15 protein-coding genes and 2 pseudogenes are annotated in these 16,495 nt (G+C 68.5%); 10 read left to right on the top strand and 7 right to left on the bottom strand.

The genetic code is table 11. The features are described from left to right. From AC30N0_RS10925 to AC30N0_RS10970, 10 genes and pseudogenes are all read left to right on the top strand, one after another. Positions 1–471: pseudogene (locus AC30N0_RS10925) on the top strand (ABC transporter substrate-binding protein); the annotation flags it as partial. A gap of 8 nt (positions 472–479) precedes the next feature. Beyond that, a complete protein-coding gene (locus tag AC30N0_RS10930; RefSeq protein WP_489517943.1) occupies positions 480–1,463 on the top strand; it encodes an ABC transporter permease in 984 nt (327 codons plus the stop codon). 2 nt (positions 1,464–1,465) lie between these two features. Further along, positions 1,466–2,905 carry an ABC transporter permease gene (locus tag AC30N0_RS10935; protein WP_489517944.1) on the top strand — a complete coding sequence of 480 codons (1,440 nt, stop codon included), beginning with the start codon at positions 1,466–1,468 and terminating at the stop codon, positions 2,903–2,905. After that, positions 2,905–4,818 (top strand): ABC transporter ATP-binding protein, encoded by a 1,914-nt coding sequence (locus AC30N0_RS10940; RefSeq protein WP_489517945.1) that lies wholly within the window; start codon positions 2,905–2,907, stop codon positions 4,816–4,818. The genes AC30N0_RS10935 and AC30N0_RS10940 overlap by 1 nt, the downstream gene beginning before the upstream one ends. Positions 4,819–5,006: 188 nt before the next feature. Beyond that, positions 5,007–7,778 carry a TonB-dependent receptor gene (locus tag AC30N0_RS10945; protein WP_489517946.1) on the top strand — a complete coding sequence of 924 codons (2,772 nt, stop codon included), beginning with the start codon at positions 5,007–5,009 and terminating at the stop codon, positions 7,776–7,778. A 270-nt stretch (positions 7,779–8,048) separates the two neighbouring features. Then, positions 8,049–8,732 (top strand): energy transducer TonB, encoded by a 684-nt coding sequence (locus AC30N0_RS10950; protein WP_489517947.1) that lies wholly within the window; start codon positions 8,049–8,051, stop codon positions 8,730–8,732. 60 nt (positions 8,733–8,792) lie between these two features. Beyond that, positions 8,793–9,680, top strand: coding sequence for a MotA/TolQ/ExbB proton channel family protein (locus AC30N0_RS10955; RefSeq protein ID WP_489517948.1), 888 nt, complete (start codon positions 8,793–8,795; stop codon positions 9,678–9,680). Between the two features lie 22 nt (positions 9,681–9,702). Beyond that, complete coding sequence (locus AC30N0_RS10960) at positions 9,703–10,131, top strand: ExbD/TolR family protein (RefSeq protein ID WP_489517949.1); 429 nt, start codon at positions 9,703–9,705, stop codon at positions 10,129–10,131. Between the two features lie 8 nt (positions 10,132–10,139). After that, positions 10,140–10,568: an ExbD/TolR family protein gene (locus AC30N0_RS10965; protein ID WP_489517950.1), complete on the top strand. Its 429-nt coding sequence runs from the start codon at positions 10,140–10,142 to the stop codon at positions 10,566–10,568. A 40-nt stretch (positions 10,569–10,608) separates the two neighbouring features. Further along, entirely contained in the window at positions 10,609–11,790 is a 1,182-nt protein-coding gene (locus tag AC30N0_RS10970; protein ID WP_489517951.1) for a tetratricopeptide repeat protein, read from the top strand. A gap of 12 nt (positions 11,791–11,802) precedes the next feature. Here the strand turns inward: AC30N0_RS10970 and AC30N0_RS10975 are convergent, their stop codons facing one another. From AC30N0_RS10975 to AC30N0_RS11005, 7 genes and pseudogenes are all read right to left on the bottom strand, one after another. Beyond that, on the bottom strand, positions 11,803–12,561 hold the full coding sequence (locus tag AC30N0_RS10975) for a 3-hydroxyacyl-CoA dehydrogenase (RefSeq protein WP_489517952.1): 759 nt from the start codon (positions 12,559–12,561) through the stop codon (positions 11,803–11,805). Positions 12,562–12,578: 17 nt separating this feature from the next. Continuing rightward, positions 12,579–13,232, bottom strand: coding sequence for an adenylate kinase (adk, locus tag AC30N0_RS10980; RefSeq protein ID WP_489517953.1), 654 nt, complete (start codon positions 13,230–13,232; stop codon positions 12,579–12,581). A gap of 78 nt (positions 13,233–13,310) precedes the next feature. Continuing rightward, the gene (gene kdsB / locus AC30N0_RS10985; RefSeq protein WP_489517954.1) at positions 13,311–14,093 is read right to left on the bottom strand and encodes a 3-deoxy-manno-octulosonate cytidylyltransferase; all 783 of its coding nucleotides are present in this window, start codon (positions 14,091–14,093) and stop codon (positions 13,311–13,313) included. Beyond that, positions 14,090–14,311, bottom strand: a complete 222-nt coding sequence (locus AC30N0_RS10990) for a Trm112 family protein (protein ID WP_489517955.1) — start codon at positions 14,309–14,311, stop codon at positions 14,090–14,092. The genes kdsB and AC30N0_RS10990 overlap by 4 nt, the downstream gene beginning before the upstream one ends. Next, complete coding sequence (lpxK, locus tag AC30N0_RS10995) at positions 14,292–15,392, bottom strand: tetraacyldisaccharide 4'-kinase (protein ID WP_489517956.1); 1,101 nt, start codon at positions 15,390–15,392, stop codon at positions 14,292–14,294. The genes AC30N0_RS10990 and lpxK overlap by 20 nt, the downstream gene beginning before the upstream one ends. Positions 15,393–15,395: 3 nt before the next feature. Next, positions 15,396–15,827, bottom strand: a complete 432-nt coding sequence (locus AC30N0_RS11000) for an ExbD/TolR family protein (protein WP_489517957.1) — start codon at positions 15,825–15,827, stop codon at positions 15,396–15,398. A 3-nt stretch (positions 15,828–15,830) separates the two neighbouring features. After that, positions 15,831–16,460, bottom strand: a pseudogene (locus AC30N0_RS11005) (MotA/TolQ/ExbB proton channel family protein). Positions 16,461–16,495 lie beyond the last annotated feature (35 nt).

A 16,495-nucleotide genomic window follows, 5' to 3' on the forward strand; every position in this document is an offset into this window, starting at 1 on the left:
TTCCTCCTCTACGGGCCGAACGCCAAGTCGAAGTCGCAGGGCGAGAACGTCGCCAACTACGAGAACCCGGAATACGACAAGCTCTACCGCGAGCTGCAGTCGCTCGACGAGGGGCCGAGGAAGCAGGAAGTCATCGACGCCATGGTGGCCGTGGTGCAGGCCGACGCGCCCTGGACCTTCGGCTACTTCCCCTGGGGCGGGCTGGCGTTCCAGCAGTGGGTCTACAACGGCAAGCCCAGCATCCTGATCCGCGACATGGCGAAGTACTACCGCGTCGACCCGCAGCTGCGCGTGGCCAGGCAGGCCGAGTGGAACCGGCCGACCTGGTGGCCGGTGGCGCTCCTGCTCGCCCTGCTGGCGGCGGTCGTGTTCGCGGCGCGGCGCAGCTACCAGGCACGGCAGCGCGCGACCGCCGCCCCGGCCGCGGGCCCGGCCGCATCGCCGCCGCTCGCACCTCGTCCGGCGAGCTGACCCCCTCCGTGCTGAACTACTTCATTCGCCGCCTCGGCTACGGCGTACTGATCCTGATCGGGGTCAATCTCTTCACCTTCTTCCTCTTCTTCAACGTCAACACGCCGGACGACATGGCGCGCCTGAACATCGGCGGCAAGCGGGTGACGCAGGAGCAGATCGACAAGTGGAAGGCGGAGCGGGGCTACGACAAGCCGCTGTACTGGAATGCCACCGCTGGCGGCTCGGACAAGGTCACCGACACCGTCCTCTGGGACCGCTCGGTGTCGCTGTTCGCGCTCGACTTCGGCCGCTCCGACTCGGCCCGCAGCGTCGACATCGGGCACGAGATCCGGACCCGGATGGGGGTGAGCCTGCAGCTGGCGGTGCCGCTCTTCATCCTGCAGGTGATCGCCAGCACGGCCTTCGCGCTGCTCCTGGTCTTCTTCCGGCACACCCGCATCGACCTCTGGGGCGTGATCCTCTGCGTGCTGCTGCTGTCGATCTCCAGCCTCTTCTACATCATCGTCGGCCAGTTCTTCTTCTCGCGCATGCTGCACCTGGTGCCGATCTCGGGCTACGCCGGCGGCCTCGACGCGGTGAAGTTCCTGGTCCTGCCGATCTTCCTGTCGCTGCTGTCTCGGCTCGGCTCCGAGGCGCGGCTCTACCGGGCCATGTTCCTCGAGGAGATCGGCAAGGACTATGTGCGCACGGCCCGGGCCAAGGGGCTGCCCGAGTCGCTCATCCTGTTTCGCCACGTGCTCAAGAACGCGCTCATCCCGATCATCACCAGCGCCGGCTCCTACCTTCCCTACGTCTTCCTCGGCAGCCTGGTGTTCGAGAGCTTCTTCGGCATCCCGGGTCTCGGCGCCTTCGTCATCGAGGCCATCGGCGGGCAGGACTTCGCCATCGTGCGATCGATGGTCTTCCTCGGCGCGCTGCTCTACATCGCGAGCTACATCCTGATCGACCTGGCCTACACCTGGGCCGACCCGCGCGTGCGCCTGGCCTGACGATGCCGAAGTTCGTCTTCCTCTGGACCGACGTCGTCCTCTTCGCCATGCTGGTGCTCCTCGCCGTGTATGCCTGGCGCGTGCGCGGCAACAAGAACCTGCGCGCGAACTGGGCCAAGGTGGGGCGCGATCCGGCGGCTCTCGGGGCCGCGATCGTGCTGCTGGTGTTCGCCACGATCACCCTCCTCGACAGCGTCCATTTCCGGCGCGCCCTGGCCGCCTCGGGCAGCGCCGCGGCGGGTGCCGAGAGCTTTTCGCCGGTTACGGAGTCGCTGCTCGACGTGATCCTCGCTCGCCAGATCGCGACGCGTGAAACGGGCTACTCGAGGCCGCTCGACTGGCTCGGCTTCAGCAAGGAGCCGATGGTCAAGGACGGCCAGGCGGCGCGCGACTTCCCGCGCCTGACGTACGGCGGCGCGCACCTCACCGACCCCGACCGGCAGTGGGCCGGCGACGTGACGCGCCGGGTCGTGACCGGCGCGCTCGCCGGGCTCGCCGTCGCGGCCGCGGCGTTCCTGCTGACCGCCGCCGTGCTGCGTCGCGAGCACGGCGGCTGGGCCGCGGCGATGCGCGACATCGCCGCCGACCGCTCGTCGGTGCCGCTGCGGGCCGGCCTGCTGACCTTCGCCGCCATCTGCGTGCTCGCCGGGCCGGCCTTCATGCTGGCCCAGGGCTACCACGTCTTCGGCACCGACCGCACCGGCAACGACGTCTTCTACCAGCTGCTGAAGAGCGTGCGGACGGCGTTCGTGATCGGCACCCTGGCGACGCTGGCCACCTGGCCCTTCGCCATCGTGCTCGGCGTCCTCGCCGGCTACTACAAGGGATGGGTCGACGAGGTGATCCAGTACCTCTACACGACCCTTAGCTCGGTTCCGAACGTGCTCCTGATCGCTGCCTGCGTGCTGATGGTCCAGGTCTACCTCGACCAGCACAGCGAGCTGTTCGAGACCGGGCTGGAGCGCTCGGATCTCAAGATCTTCCTGCTCTGCGTGATCCTCGGCCTGACCGGCTGGGCGACCCTCTGCCGGCTGATCCGCGGCGAGACCATGAAGCTGCGCGAGCTCGAGTTCGTGCAGGCGGCGAACGCCTTCGGCGTCACGCACGGCCGCATCATGTCGCGCCACATCCTGCCCAACGTGATGCACCTCGTCCTCATCACGACGGTGCTGAGCTTCTCGGACCTGATCCTCTACGAGGCCGTCCTCACCTACGTGGGCGTCGGCGTCGACCCGTCGATGCACAGCTTCGGCGGCATGATCAACCTCGCGCGCAGCCAGATGAGCGGCGACCCGGTCGTTTGGTGGAGCTTCGTCTCCGCCTTCGTGTTCATGGTCGCGCTCGTGCTCGCGGCGAACCTGTTCGCCGACGGCGTGCGCGACGCCTTTGATCCGCGGGCCCGCAGCTTCCGGCCGCGCTTTCGTCGCGCGGCGATGAGCTGATGCATGCGCCGGGCACCCCGGGGACCCGGCTCGAGGCCACCGACCTCGGCGTCGGGCTCGACGCCGACGCCGGCATCGTCAAGGCCGTCGATGGCCTGAGCCTGGCGATCGAGCGCGGCGAGACCTTCGCGCTCGTCGGCGAGTCGGGCTGCGGCAAGAGCATGACGGCCCTGGCGCTGATGCGGCTCCTGCCGGAGAACGGGCAGGTCGTCGCCGGCCGGGTCGACCTCGACGGGCAGGACCTCCTCCGCCTGCCAGAAGCCGGCATGCGCGCCGTTCGCGGCGGCCGCATCGGCATGATCTTCCAGGAGCCGGGCACGAGCCTGAACCCGGTGCTGCGCGTCGGCACCCAGCTCGTCGAGGCGATCGAGACGCACACCGCCCTGCGCGGCGCGGCGGCGCGGGCCAAGGCGGTCGAGTGGCTCGGCCGGGTCGGGCTGCCGGAGCCCGAGCGGCGCATCGACGAGTACCCGTTCCGCCTATCGGGGGGCCAGAAGCAGCGCGTCATGATCGCCATGACGCTCGCTGCCGAACCCGACTTCCTGATCGCCGACGAGCCGACCACCGCCCTCGACGTGACGATCCAGGGCCAGTTCCTGGCGCTGCTGAAGGAGCTGCAGCGCGAGCAGGGAATGGGCCTCATGCTGATCACGCACGACCTGGCCGTGGTCTCGGACATGGCCGACCGCGTCGCGCTCATGTATGCCGGCCAGATCATCGAGGTCGCCGAAGCGCGCGACTTCTTCGCCGCGCCCAAGCATCCCTACGCCCGCCTCCTGCTGCAGGCCCTGCCCGATGCGGCACGGCGTGGCGAGTCGCTGGCCGCCATCGGCGGCTCCGTGCCGCCGCTCTGGCTCAGCTTCGAAGGCTGCCGCTTCACGCCGCGCTGCGACCGCGCCTTCGCCGCCTGCCCGAACACGCCGCCGGGGCTGACGCCGCTCGACCCCACGCGCAGCGTCCGCTGCCTCCTGTATACCGAGCTGGCACCAGCCAGCGACACGCCGCCCGACCAGGGGCCCGGCGACACGTCGCCTGCGCACGGCGCGGTCGCGGTCGCCGCCGCCTCGGCGCCCACGCCTGTGGCGGAGGAGGGCAGGACCGGTCCCGTCCTCCTCCAGGTGGAGAACCTGTCCGTCCGCTTCCCCCTGCGCAGCGGGCTCCTGCAGCGCACGGCCGGCTTCTTCAACGCCGTCGAAGGGCTGTCGTTCGAGATCGCGCGCGGCAGGACGCTGGCCCTGGTCGGCGAGTCGGGCTGCGGCAAGACGACCACCGGCAAGGCCATCGTGCAGCTCCTGCGTGACTCGGCCGTGATCGAGGGCAGCGCTCGTCTGGACGGTCGCGACCTCTTCAAGCTCGAAGGCGACGCCCTGCGCGCGGCCCGGCGCGACATTCAGATCATCTTCCAGGATCCCTTCGCCTCGCTCAACCCGCGCATGCGTGTCCTGCCGATCCTCGAGGAGGGCATGCAATCCCTGCGCCCCGACACCGACGGCGAGGCGCGCCGGCTCGAGCTGGAGGAGCTCGCCGAACAGGTAGGCCTGCGCCGCGACTCCCTGGACCGCTATCCGCACGAGTTCTCCGGCGGGCAGCGGCAACGGATCGCGATCGCCCGGGCCCTGGCCGTGCGGCCGAAGCTCATCGTCTGCGACGAGCCGACCTCGGCCCTGGACGTGTCCGTGCAGGCGCAGATCCTGAACCTCCTGCGCGAGCTGCAGCGCGAGCTCGGCGTGTCCTTCCTCTTCATCACGCACAACATCGGGGTGGTCGAGTACCTGGCGGACGAGATCGTCGTGATGAAGGCCGGGAGGGTGGAGGAACAAGGGCCCACTGCGAGCGTGCTCGCGAGTCCGCGGACGGCATATACCCGCGCCTTGCTCGCGGCGGTACCGCGGCTATCCGCAACTGTTGGTTAAAGCCGACGCCGCTTCTTCGCCTGTCCGAAATCCGGGCCGCCCCTCTCGGCAAGCCGCCACGGCGCCGTGACAATAAAGTGACAGTTCGGATGCTCGCGAGCGAGGCAGGTCCCACCGGGCGATGCCGAGCCGCAGCGGCGACTGGGTCCAATCGATCAACTTGTCACATCCTTGCCTGGGGAGGTCCGATGATTAAGAAGACGAAGCTCTGCACGAGCTTGATGATCGCGTTCGGGAGCGGCATCGCCCTCCCGGCCATGGCTCAGCAGACCCTGGAACGGGTCGAGATCACGGGCTCCTCGATCAAGCGGATCGACGCCGAGACGGCGCTCCCGGTCCAGGTCATCACGCGGGAACAGATCCAGCGCAGCGGCGCCATCAACGTCGAGCAGCTCCTCCAGACCATCAGCTCGATTTCCAGCTCCGGGGGTTTGACCACGTCATCCGCCTCGGGTGCAACGACCGGCGGCATTTCGGCGGTGTCGATCCACGGCCTCACCTCCATCCGGACGCTGGTGCTGCTCAACGGGCGGCGCATCGCCCCCTATGGCATCGGCTTCGTCGCAGATTCCGTCTCAGTCGATGTGAACAGCATTCCGCTGGCAGCCATCGAGCGAGTCGAGGTGCTGAAGGACGGCGCCTCGGCGATCTACGGATCTGACGCCATTGCCGGCGTGATCAACTTCATCCTTCGACAGGACTTTAAGGGGGTCGAACTGACCGGCGAGTACGGAGATACCACGCAAGGTGGGGCCAACTTCAAGCGTGCGACCGCGACGGCCGGCTTCGGGAACCTCACGTCCGATCGCTTCAACGTCATGATCGTCGGTTCGTTCCAGAAGGAAGGCTCGCTGTTCGGGCGCGATCGCGATTTCGCCAGTTCCGGAATCAACGTCGCCAACCTCAACGACACGACATCTGGCAACACCTTTCCCGGCAACATCATCCCGCTGGACGGCTCGGGCGGCACTCGCAATCCGTCGGCGCCCGGCTGCCCGCCGCCCTACGCTATCAACGATCCTTTCTTTCCTCCGACCCGCTGCCGCTTCGACCCTTCGCCTCTGGTGGCGCTCGTGCCCGCCTCGGAACGCGTGAGTCTGTTCGCCGCCGCCAAGGTGGCGATCACCGCCGATATCCAGGCCTACGCCGAAGCGTCGTTCAACAAGAACAAGATCCGGACCATCATCCAGCCGGTGCCGCTGTCGGATCAGTTCGCCATCCCGTCGACGAACTCGCTCTGCACCCAGGCACCATACAACACCGCGGTCCCGGGCAGCTGCACCGCTGCCATAGTCATCAGGCCGAGCAGCCCGTTCTATCCGACTGCTTATGCAATGCAGGAGTACGGCGCGACTCCCGACCTCCTGGTCCGCTATCGCAACAACGTCAATCGCGACATCACCAACATCTCCGAAGCGCCGCGCTTTGTTCTCGGCGTCAAGGGCGCTCTCGCCGGCTTCGACTTCGACGTCGCAGGTCTACACAGCGAGAGCAAGGTCCGCGAACAGGTCAACCATGGCTACCCGGCGCAATCGGCTATTCTGCCAATCCTCAACAGCGGCAACGTCAATCTGTTCGGCCCGAACACCCAAGCCATTCAGGACCAGTTGCGCGCGACCGAGTTCAATGGTGACGCCTACAGCATCAAGTCGAGCCTCACCAGCATCGGCGCGAAGGTCTCGCGCGAGGTTTTCCAGCTGCCCGCCGGCCCGGTCGGCATTGCCCTAGGCGCCGAACGGCGCAAGGAGAAGTACTCCTTCAGCGCCGACCCCTTGATCCAGACCGGTGACATATCGGGCTACGGCGGCAATTTCCTTCCAGTCGACAAGTCGCGCAACGTCACCGCTTTCTTCGGCGAAGCGGTCATTCCGGTCGTCAAGAATGTGGAAGCGAACCTTGCCGTCCGCCACGATCGCTACTCCGGAGTGGGCAATTCGACAACGCCGAAGGGCAGCTTGCGCTGGCAGCCGACCCCGCAGATCCTCTTGCGCACGTCGTACGGCAAGGGCTTTCGGGCGCCGAGTCTGCAGGACCTGCATGCGCCTAACACCCAAGGTGTCACGCCGCCTGGTTTGAACGATCCGCTGAAGTGCATTCCGCCGCTGCCCGTGGGCACCCCCGGCGCCGGCGGCGGCAACGACTGCCAGACGCAGTTCACAACGACCTTCGGCGGCAACCAGAACCTGAAACCCGAAAAGTCGCGCAATTTCACGCTGGGGACGGTGCTCGAACCGGTCAACAACGTATCCGTCGGTATCGACTACTTCCGCGTCCGCCTGACCGACACCATCGTCAACGGCGTCGATGCCGCGACGATCCTCGGGGACGTGAACGCCTATGCGGGCCTGATCCAGCGCGGTGCGCCCAATCCGAACTTCCCGAACCTGCCCGGCTCGATCACCAACGTTCTGCAGACGAACATCAATTTGGGAACGACAAAGGTGTCGGGGTTTGACGTGGACATCAAGTGGCGCATCCCGACAGCGAACTGGGGCCGCTTTACGTTAAACGGCAGCGCCACCTACTTCAACACATACGACACTTCGAATCTGGACGGATCGTTCACCGGCGGCGTCGATCAGGTCAACGCGGCCACCGGTGGGGTGGTCCCCCGCTTTCGCAGCTATCTGGCCGTCGACTGGACGCAGGGCCCGTGGGGGGTGACTGTGGCTCAGAACTTCCAGAAGAACTACAACGACCTGCCCGGAACGTTCGAGGACCCGTCGGATCCGGCGTTCGTTGCGCGAAAGGTGAAGTCGTATGCCACCTACGACCTGCAAGGAACGTACTCGGCGTTCAAGTCGTGGCGGTTCACGCTGGGAGTCCGGAACGTCTTCGACACCGACCCGCCGTACACCAACGCCGGCGGCCAGACTTCCTTCCAGGGGGGCTACGACCCGCAGTACGCGGACCCGCGCGGTCGATTCGTCTACGGGCGGGTGACCTACATGTTCCAATAGTCGACCCGGTTCCGGCTCGAAACCGCGGCTTCGAGCCGCGGTTTTTCTTCGCGCGGCTGTCCGGTGTCGGTCGCAGACGTAGGTTTCCAACATCACGATTAGCTCGTTCCGCCTCGGAGGTCACGCCTAGGGCCCCTAGAATCGCCGATCGTCAAAGTTTGGTAGCTCTACCATCGTCGGCATAGATGGCTGACGCAGCCTTGCGAGCGACGGGCCGCCACTGCTCCCCGGCACGCCCGCGGCACACGTCACGCCTGGAGATAGCGGTCCATGAATTTCGCCCAGCAGCAAGCCGACCCGCGGCGTCGGTTCGTCGGCTTCGGCGCCGTACTGCTCTTCCATGCCCTGGTGGTGTACGCGCTGGTCACCGGTCTCGCCAAGAAGGTCGTCGAAGTCGTCCGCGCACCGATCGAGACCAAGGTGATCGAGGAGGTGAAGAAGCCGCCCCCGCCGCCGCAAGTCGTTGTGCCGCCGCCGCCCAAGCTCGAGGCGCCGCCGCCGCCCTTCATCCCGCCGCCGGAGATCCAGGTGCAGACGCCGCCACCGCCGGCGCCCACGATCACGGCCACGACCCCCACACCGCCCCCGGCACCCGTGGTCATCGCGCCGGCGCCGCCCCCGGTCGTCGCCGCGCCTCCGGCACCTCCCGCTCCGCCGGCGCCCGCGCCGGCCCCGGCTCCCGTGGTCACCGCGGGCGTCGCCTGCTCGAACTACACGACCGTCATGGGCGACGTGGCCTATCCCCGCGAAGCCATCCGCGCCGGCATCGAACGCGGCGACGCGACGATCCAGTTCACGCTCACGGCCTCCGGCGAGATCAAGGACATCAAGGCGCTCCGTGCGTCAAATCCCATCTTCGCTCGCAACAGCATCCGCATCGTCGGCCAGTACAAGTGCGCAGGCCAGGGCCGCGACGTCCTGGTCACCGTGCCCTTCGGCTACAAGATGGAGTGATGCACCCCCATCCGCCGCCCTTCTTCGAATCCATTGCACTTCTCGACAGAAAGATCCTTCATGCGCCACTCCAACCCGCTCCCCGCGCGCTTCGCGACCTTGCTGACCTCGCTCGTCCTCGCCGTCGCCGCCTTCATCCCGGTGCCGACGCTCGCCCAGACGGCATCGGCCCCCGATGCCTCGATGTCGACCGCACCCGCCGCCACGCCCGGGGCGGCGACCGCCACCACCGCGCCGGCGCCGATGACGGCATCGACCACCAAGGAAACCGTCGACAACCCGTACGGTCTGAGCGCGCTCTGGGAGCAGGGCGACTTCGTGTCCAAGGGCACCCTGATCATCCTGGTGCTGATGAGCATGGGCAGCTGGTACATCCTCATCACCAAGCTGTACGAGAGCATCAAGCTGAGCTCCGAAGCCAAGACGGCGCAACGGACCTTCTTCAAGTCCAAGAGCCTGCGCGAAGGCACCGAGTCGCTCAAGCCGGGCAGCGCGTTTCGCTTCATCGCCGACACCGGCATCGAGGCGAGCGAGCACCACGAAGGCACGCTCACGGAGAACATCGACCGCAACTCGTGGGTCTCGATGAGCGTGCAGCGCAGCCTCGACGACGTGCAAAGCCGGCTTCAGGACGGCCTGGCCTTCCTCGCCACGGTCGGCTCGACGGCGCCCTTCATCGGCCTGTTCGGCACGGTCTGGGGCATCTACCACGCCCTGACGGCCATCGGCATCGCCGGGCAGGCCTCGATCGACAAGGTCGCCGGCCCCGTCGGCGAGGCGCTGATCATGACCGCCATCGGCCTGGCCGTGGCGGTGCCTGCGGTGCTGGGCTACAACTGGCTCGTCCGCCGCAACAAGGTGACGATGGAATCGGTTCGCCGCTTCGGCGCCGACCTGCACGGCGTGCTGATGGGTGCGCGCATGAACTCGCCGGCTCCGCAGCGCTGAGCCGCAGGCCAGGAGAACGCGCATGGCCATGAACATCGGCTCGGCCGACGGAGACGAGGACGAGGTCGTCTCCACGATCAACACCACGCCGCTGGTCGACGTGATGCTGGTCCTGCTCATCATCTTCCTGATCACGATCCCCGTCGTGACGCAGACGATCGCCGTCAGCCTGCCGAAGGAGACGAACATCGCCCGGCAGACCAAGCCGGAGAACATCGACATCTCGGTCAGCAAGGATGGCGACATCTTCTGGAACCAGGCGCTGATGGCCGACAGCGAGGCGCTGTTCCAGCGGCTGAGCAAGATCGCCAAGCTCGAGCCGCAGCCCGAGGTGCACATCCGCGGCGACGAGAAGTCGCGCTTCGAGTCGATCGGCCGTGTCCTGTTCCAGTGTCAGCGCGCGTCGATCCAGAAGGTCCGCTTCGTGACCGAACCGCCGCCGAAAGGCTGAGGCACACCATGTCCATGAACGTAGGCTCCGGCAGCGGCGGCGAACCCGAGGTGATGATGGACATCAACACCACGCCGCTGATCGACGTGATGCTCGTCCTGATCATCATGCTCATCATCACGATCCCGGTGCAGCTGCACTCGGTCAACCTGAACATGCCGGTCGGCACGCCGCCGCCGCAGACCCAGGAGCCGGTGGTCGTGACGATCGACATCGACTTCGACGGCACGGTGCTGTGGAACGGCGAGGCCGTCCCCGATCGCGGCCAGCTCGAGTCGCGCCTGTCGCAGGTGGCGGCCCAGGCCGACCAGCCGGAGGTCCACATCCGCCCCAACAAGCTCGTCGAGTACAAGTCGGTCGCTGTCGTGCTGGCGTCGGCACAGCGCCTGGGCGTCACCAAGCTCGGAATGATCGGCAATGAACAGTACGTCAAGTAGCCGGCGCCTGGCCCGGCTCGCGCGGGCAGCATGCCTCGCGGTGGCCGTCGGCGCGGGTGCGCCGGCGCACGCCCAGGAGGCGCTGCGCCCCGAGGTCGGCAAGCCGTTGCAGGCAGCGCAGGAGATGATCAAGGGCGGGCGCTACAAGGAGGCGCTCGCCAAGGTGCGCGAGGCCGAAGCGGCGGGCGCGCGCAACGCGAACGAGACCTTCCTGATCGAGCGCATGCGCCTGGCCGCCGCATCGGGTGCGGGCGACGCGGACACCGCCGCGCGCTCGTTCGAGGCGATTGCCGGCTCTAGCCGTATCGCGGGGCCGGACAAGCTGCGCATGATCGAGTCGATCGCCGGCGGCTACTACCGCCAGCAGCAGTACGCCAAGGCGATGCAGTGGGGCCAGCGCTACTTCCGCGAAGGCGGCAACAGCGGCGCCATTCGCACCATGCTGATCCAGAGCCAGTACCTGAGCGGCGACTTCGCCGGCGCCGCCAAGGAACTGACGGCCGAAGTTCAGTCGGCGGAGCGGGGCGGCAGCACGCCGGCCGAGGACCGGCTCAAGCTGCTGCTCAACGCGGCGTCGAAGCAGGGCGACAACAACGCCTACGTCTTCGCGATGGAAAAGCTGGTCACGTACTACCCGAAGAAGGAGTACTGGGTCGACCTCCTGAGCCGGATGCAGCGCAAGCCCGGCTTTTCCGATCGGCTCTCGCTCGACACGTACCGGCTCTCGCTGGCCACCGGCAGCATGACGGCGCCCGCCGATTTCATGGAGATGGCCCAGCTCGCCCTGCAGGCCGAGTTGCCCAGCGAAAGCAAGTACGTGGTCGACAAGGGCTTCGGCTCGGGCGTGCTGGGGACCGGGCCGCAGGCCGACCGGCACAAGCGGCTGCGCGATCTGGTCGACAAGCGCCTCGCTGAAAGAAAGGCCGCAGCGGCAGAAGAAGAAAAGCAGGCACTGGCCGCGAAGAATGGCGAGGCACTCGTCTCCCTCGGCATGGATCTCCTTTTCGCCGGCCAGGCCGCCAGGGGCGTGCAGCTGATCCAGCAGGGCATCGCCAAGGGCGGCCTCAAGCGGCCCGAGGATGCGAAGCTGCACCTTGGCATCGGCCAGCTCGTCGCGGGCGACAAGGCCAAGGCCCAGGCGACGTTCCGGACGGTGCAGGGGTCGGACGGAACGGCCGACCTGGCCCGTCTCTGGGCGTTGTACGCCCGCCGCAGCGCCTGATCGGCTCCGCCGCTACTTCGGCGCGAGGCGGATCGCGCCGTCGAGGCGGATCACCTCGCCGTTGAGCATGTCGTTGACGACGATCTGGTGCACCAGCTTCGCATAGTCGGCCGGCGTGCCCAGCCGGCTCGGGAAGGGCACGCTGGCCGCCAGCGCCTGCTGCACCTCGGCCGGCATCGTGAACAGCATCGGCGTGCCGAAGATGCCCGGGGCGATGGTCATGTTGCGGATGCCGTTGCGGGCCAGGTCGCGGGCGATCGGCAGCGTCATGCCGACGATGCCGCCCTTGGACGCCGAGTAGGCGGCCTGGCCGATCTGGCCGTCGTAGGCAGCCACGCTCGCAGTCGAGATGAGCACGCCGCGCTCGCCGGTCGGCTCCGGGTCGTTGCGGCTCATGGCATCGGCGGCGAGCCGGATCATGTTGAAGCTGCCGACCAGGTTGACGTTGATGACCTTGGCGAAGAGCGCCAGCGCATGAGCGCCTTCCTTGCCGACGGTCTTCGCGGCGGGGCCGATGCCGGCGCAGTTGACGAGCCCGACCAGCTTGCCGAGCGCCGTCGCCTCGGCGACCGCGCGCTGGCCATCGGCCTCCTGGCTCACGTCGCAACGCACGAAGCGGCCGCCGATCTCGGCGGCGATCGCCTCGCCGCGCTCCGCCTGGAGGTCGGCGATGACGACCTTGCCGCCATGCCCGGCGAGCATGCGCGCCGTGCCTTCGCCGAGGCCCGAGGCGCCGCCGGTGACCAGGAATACCTTGCCTGCAATGTCCACGCGAATCTCCTTTGCGGTCAGGCGAGCGCCGCCAGCGCCCGCGCCGAGATCTCCTCGACGCTGCCCGTGCCGCTGATCTTGCGGTATGCCGGCGCGGCCGCATCCCCCGACTCGGCCCAGCGCTGGTAGTACTCGACCAACGGCCGCGTCTGAGCCGCGTACACCGCGAGACGCTTGGTCACCGTTTCTTCGAGGTCGTCGACGCGCTGGATCAGCGGCTCGCCGGTGATGTCGTCGACGCCCGCGACACGGGGCGGGTTGAAGCGCACGTGGTAGCTGCGTCCGGAGGCGATGTGGACGCGACGGCCGCTCATCCGCTCGACGATGGCGGCGTCCGGGACGTCGATCTCGAGGACGTAGTCCAGCCTGACCCCAGCGCTGCGCAGGGCGTCGGCTTGGACGATGGTGCGCGGGAAGCCGTCGAACAGGAACCCGGCGGCGCAGTCGGGCTGGGCAATGCGCTCCTTGACGAGGCCGATGATGATGTCGTCGCTGACCAGCGCGCCCGAGTCCATCACCTTCTTCGCCGCGACCCCCAGCGGCGTGCCGGCCTTCACCGCGCTGCGCAGCATGTCGCCGGTGGCGATCTGCGGGATGCCGTAGCGCTTGCAGAGGAAGGCCGCCTGCGTTCCCTTGCCAGCCCCCGGGGCTCCGAGCAGGATGAGTCTCATGGGGTCGGAAGGTCCGTGAAGAAGGCGGGCGGGTTCGGATAATAGGCGGCGGTGCCGGAGCCTGCCGTCCTGCGGCGCTCAGGCAAAACCCGCACCGTCGCCGGCCTCGTACAGCGCGCGTGCATGGGCCAGATCCTCGGGCGTGTCGATCCCCAGGCCCGCATCGTCGTCGCCGACATGGACCGCGATGTGCTCGCCGTGCCAGAGCACGCGCAGCTGCTCGAGCCGTTCGATCTCCTCGAGCGGGCTGCGCGGCAGCAGGGGGAAGCGGCGCAGGAAGCCGGCGCGATCGGCGTCCAGGCCGACATGGCGGAGCGGCCGCGCGGTCGCGGCGCCGCTGGCGCCGGCCGCGCGCGCGTCGCGCGGCCATGGAATGGCGGCGCGCGAGAAGTAGAGGGCGCGCTGTGCCGCGTCGAGCACGACCTTCACGACGTTCGGATTGTCGAAGTCCGCCGGGGCGACGATGCGGTGTGCAGCCGTGCTCATCACGCAATCGTCGCGCCCGGCAAGCAGGGCCGCGACGGCGTCGACGAGCGCCGGCGCGAGCATCGGCTCGTCGCCCTGCACGTTGACGACGATCTGCGCACCGTCGAGGCCGAGCAGGGCGCAGGCTTCGGCGAGGCGGTCGCTGCCGCTTTCGTGGTGGCTGGCGGTGAGCAGGGCCCGGACGCCGTGCGCGGCGCACGCGGCGACGATCTCGGCGTCGTCGGCGGCAACCACCACGGACGCCGCGCTCGACTGCGCTGCACGCCGCGCGACGCGAACGATCATCGGCACGCCGCCGATCTCGGCCAGCGGCTTCCTCGGCAGGCGCGTCGACGCCAGGCGCGCTGGCACCAGCACGTGGAAGGGAGCGGTCAAGTGGCGGGCCGGGCAGGCGTCGCCCCGCCTGGCCCGGTCTCGTGGCCCAGTGAGCGCGCCTCGCCTTCCAGCATCATGGGGATGCCGTCCCGGACCGGAAAGGCCAGCCCGTCGGCGTTGCAGACGAGCTCCTGAGACGGGTGCTGCGGCGGCCGCCAGTGCTGCAGGGGGCCCTTGCAGAGCGGACAGACCAGCAGGTCAAGCAGGCGGGTTTCCATGCGGCAGGGGCGCCGACGATCCGGTCGTGGCCGAGGTCGTCGATCGAGGCGGTGGAAGAAAGGACAGCAGGGCGGCTTCGAAAGCCGGCTCCACCGAGAAGTCTAGCGCCGCCACCCAGACGCGCGCCCCGAGCGCACGAGAGGGATCCAGCTTGACGGCGTCCTTCTCGGTGACGATCACGTCTGCCGTGCCCGCAGGCCACGGCAGCGTCGCGAAGTCGTGGTGGTCGCCGAGGTCGTGCTCGTCGGCGTCGATGCCGGCGGCACGGAGCATGGCGAAGAAGCGCTGCGGCCGGGCCAGACCGGCCGCGGCGACGATTCGCCGGCCGCGCAGCGACTCGAGAGCCGCTCGGTTCGGCGAATCGCCGCGCCACCAGGCCTCGAGCAGCACCGCGCCGGCGAGTCGGCTCCGCGCCAGGTGACCCGGCAGGGCCGTGCTGGGGGCGTCGGCGTTGTAGAGGACCACCTGTCCCTGCCGGAGACGCGTCGGCACCGGCTCGCGCAGGGGCCCGGCCGGGAGCAGGCGTCCATTGCCCCCGCCGCGTTCGTCGAACACGATCACCTCGGCTTCGCGCTGCAGGGCCCGGTGCTGCAGCCCATCGTCGCTGACGACGATGTCGACCTCCGGACAGGCCTTCAGCAACGCGCGGCCGGCAGCGCTGCGGTCGCGGCCGACAAAGACCGGCGCGCCAGTGCGGCGCCGCAGGAGCAGGGGCTCGTCGCCGACCGTCGACGCGGCGGCGTCGACCTCGACGCCGCACACATGGTCGCCGCGTCGGCCATACCCGCGCGAAACGATGCCCGGGGTGTAGCCACGGGCGCGGAGCAGGGCCACGAGGGCGATGACGGTCGGGGTCTTGCCGGCGCCGCCGACGATCAGGTTGCCGGTCACCAGCACCGGAACCGGCAGCCGGCTGGATGCGAGCCAGCCACGGGCATAGAGAAGGCGGCGCGCGCCGGCCACCGCCGCGAAGAGCCACGAAAGAGGCAGCAGCAGCGTGCTCAGCGTGCCCTCGACTTCCCAGGCGCGCTGCAGTGACCGGCCCAGCCGTTCCCGCATGCGGGCCGGCGCCGTGCTCACGCGTCAGCGCGGCGCGCCGGCCGACGACTGCGTGGCGAAGGTGAGCTTGGCCAAGCCGGCTCGCCGGGCCGCGTCCATCACGTTGATGACGCTCTGGTGCGCGGCCGTCGCGTCCGCCGAGATGATGAGGATGACGTCCTTCGACCCGGTGGCGACCGCCGCCAGCTCGCTGGCGAGCGCGTCGACGCTGCGGCCTTCGACCGGCTTGCGGTCGATGGCGTAGCGCCCGTCGGCGGACACGGCAACGATGATCTCGTGCGGCCGGTCGCGTGCCAGGTCGGCATCGGCGACCGGCAGGCTGACCTGCAGTTCGGTGAACTGCGAGTACGTCGTCGTCAGCATCAGGAAGATGAGGACGACGAGCAGGACGTCGATGAACGGGATGAGGTTGATCTCCGGCTCGTCGGGGCGCTTGCGCCGGAAGTTGAGGGCCACGGGTCAGGCGCGGGGCAGGGCGAAGCGCATGAGGTGCGGCACCAGCCGGTCGGACGCCTGCTCCAGGTCGAGGGTGTAGCCGTCGACGAGGCCCCGGAAGTAGCGGTAGAACATCAGGGCCGGGATCGCGATGATCAGGCCGAAGGCGGTGTTGTAGAGCGCAACCGAGATGCCGTGCGCCAGCATTGCCGGGTTGTTGCCACCCACCGGCGATTGCGAACCGAAGATCTCGATCATCCCGATCACCGTCCCCATGAGTCCGAGCAACGGCGCCGCCGAGGCGATCGTGCCCAGGGCGTTGAGGTAGCGCTCCAGCCGGTGCACCGCAGCGCGCCCGGCCGACTCGAAAGCCATCCGCAAACCGCCCTCGGTGATGCGCGGCTCGGCGATAACCTCGCTCAGTCAGTTTGCGAGCACGGTGCCGAGCACGGAGTTGTCGGCCAGCTTGTTGACGATCTCCGGCGCCGGCAGATGCGCGCGCGTCACCGAGATCACCTCGTCGAGAAGCCGGGGCGGGGCAACCCGCGAGACCCGCAGGCTGGAGAAGCGCTCGATCGTCAGCGCGAGGGCGGCGATCGAGCAGAGGACGAGGGGCCAGATGGGCCAACCTGCGGCTTGTATGATCGAAAGCAATCTGGCCCTTCGGTTCGGCGACGGGCGTCGTGGCC

The sequence above is a fragment of the Rhizobacter sp. genome (genome assembly GCF_031412495.1).
Lineage (GTDB): Bacteria > Pseudomonadota > Gammaproteobacteria > Burkholderiales > Burkholderiaceae_C > Schlegelella_A.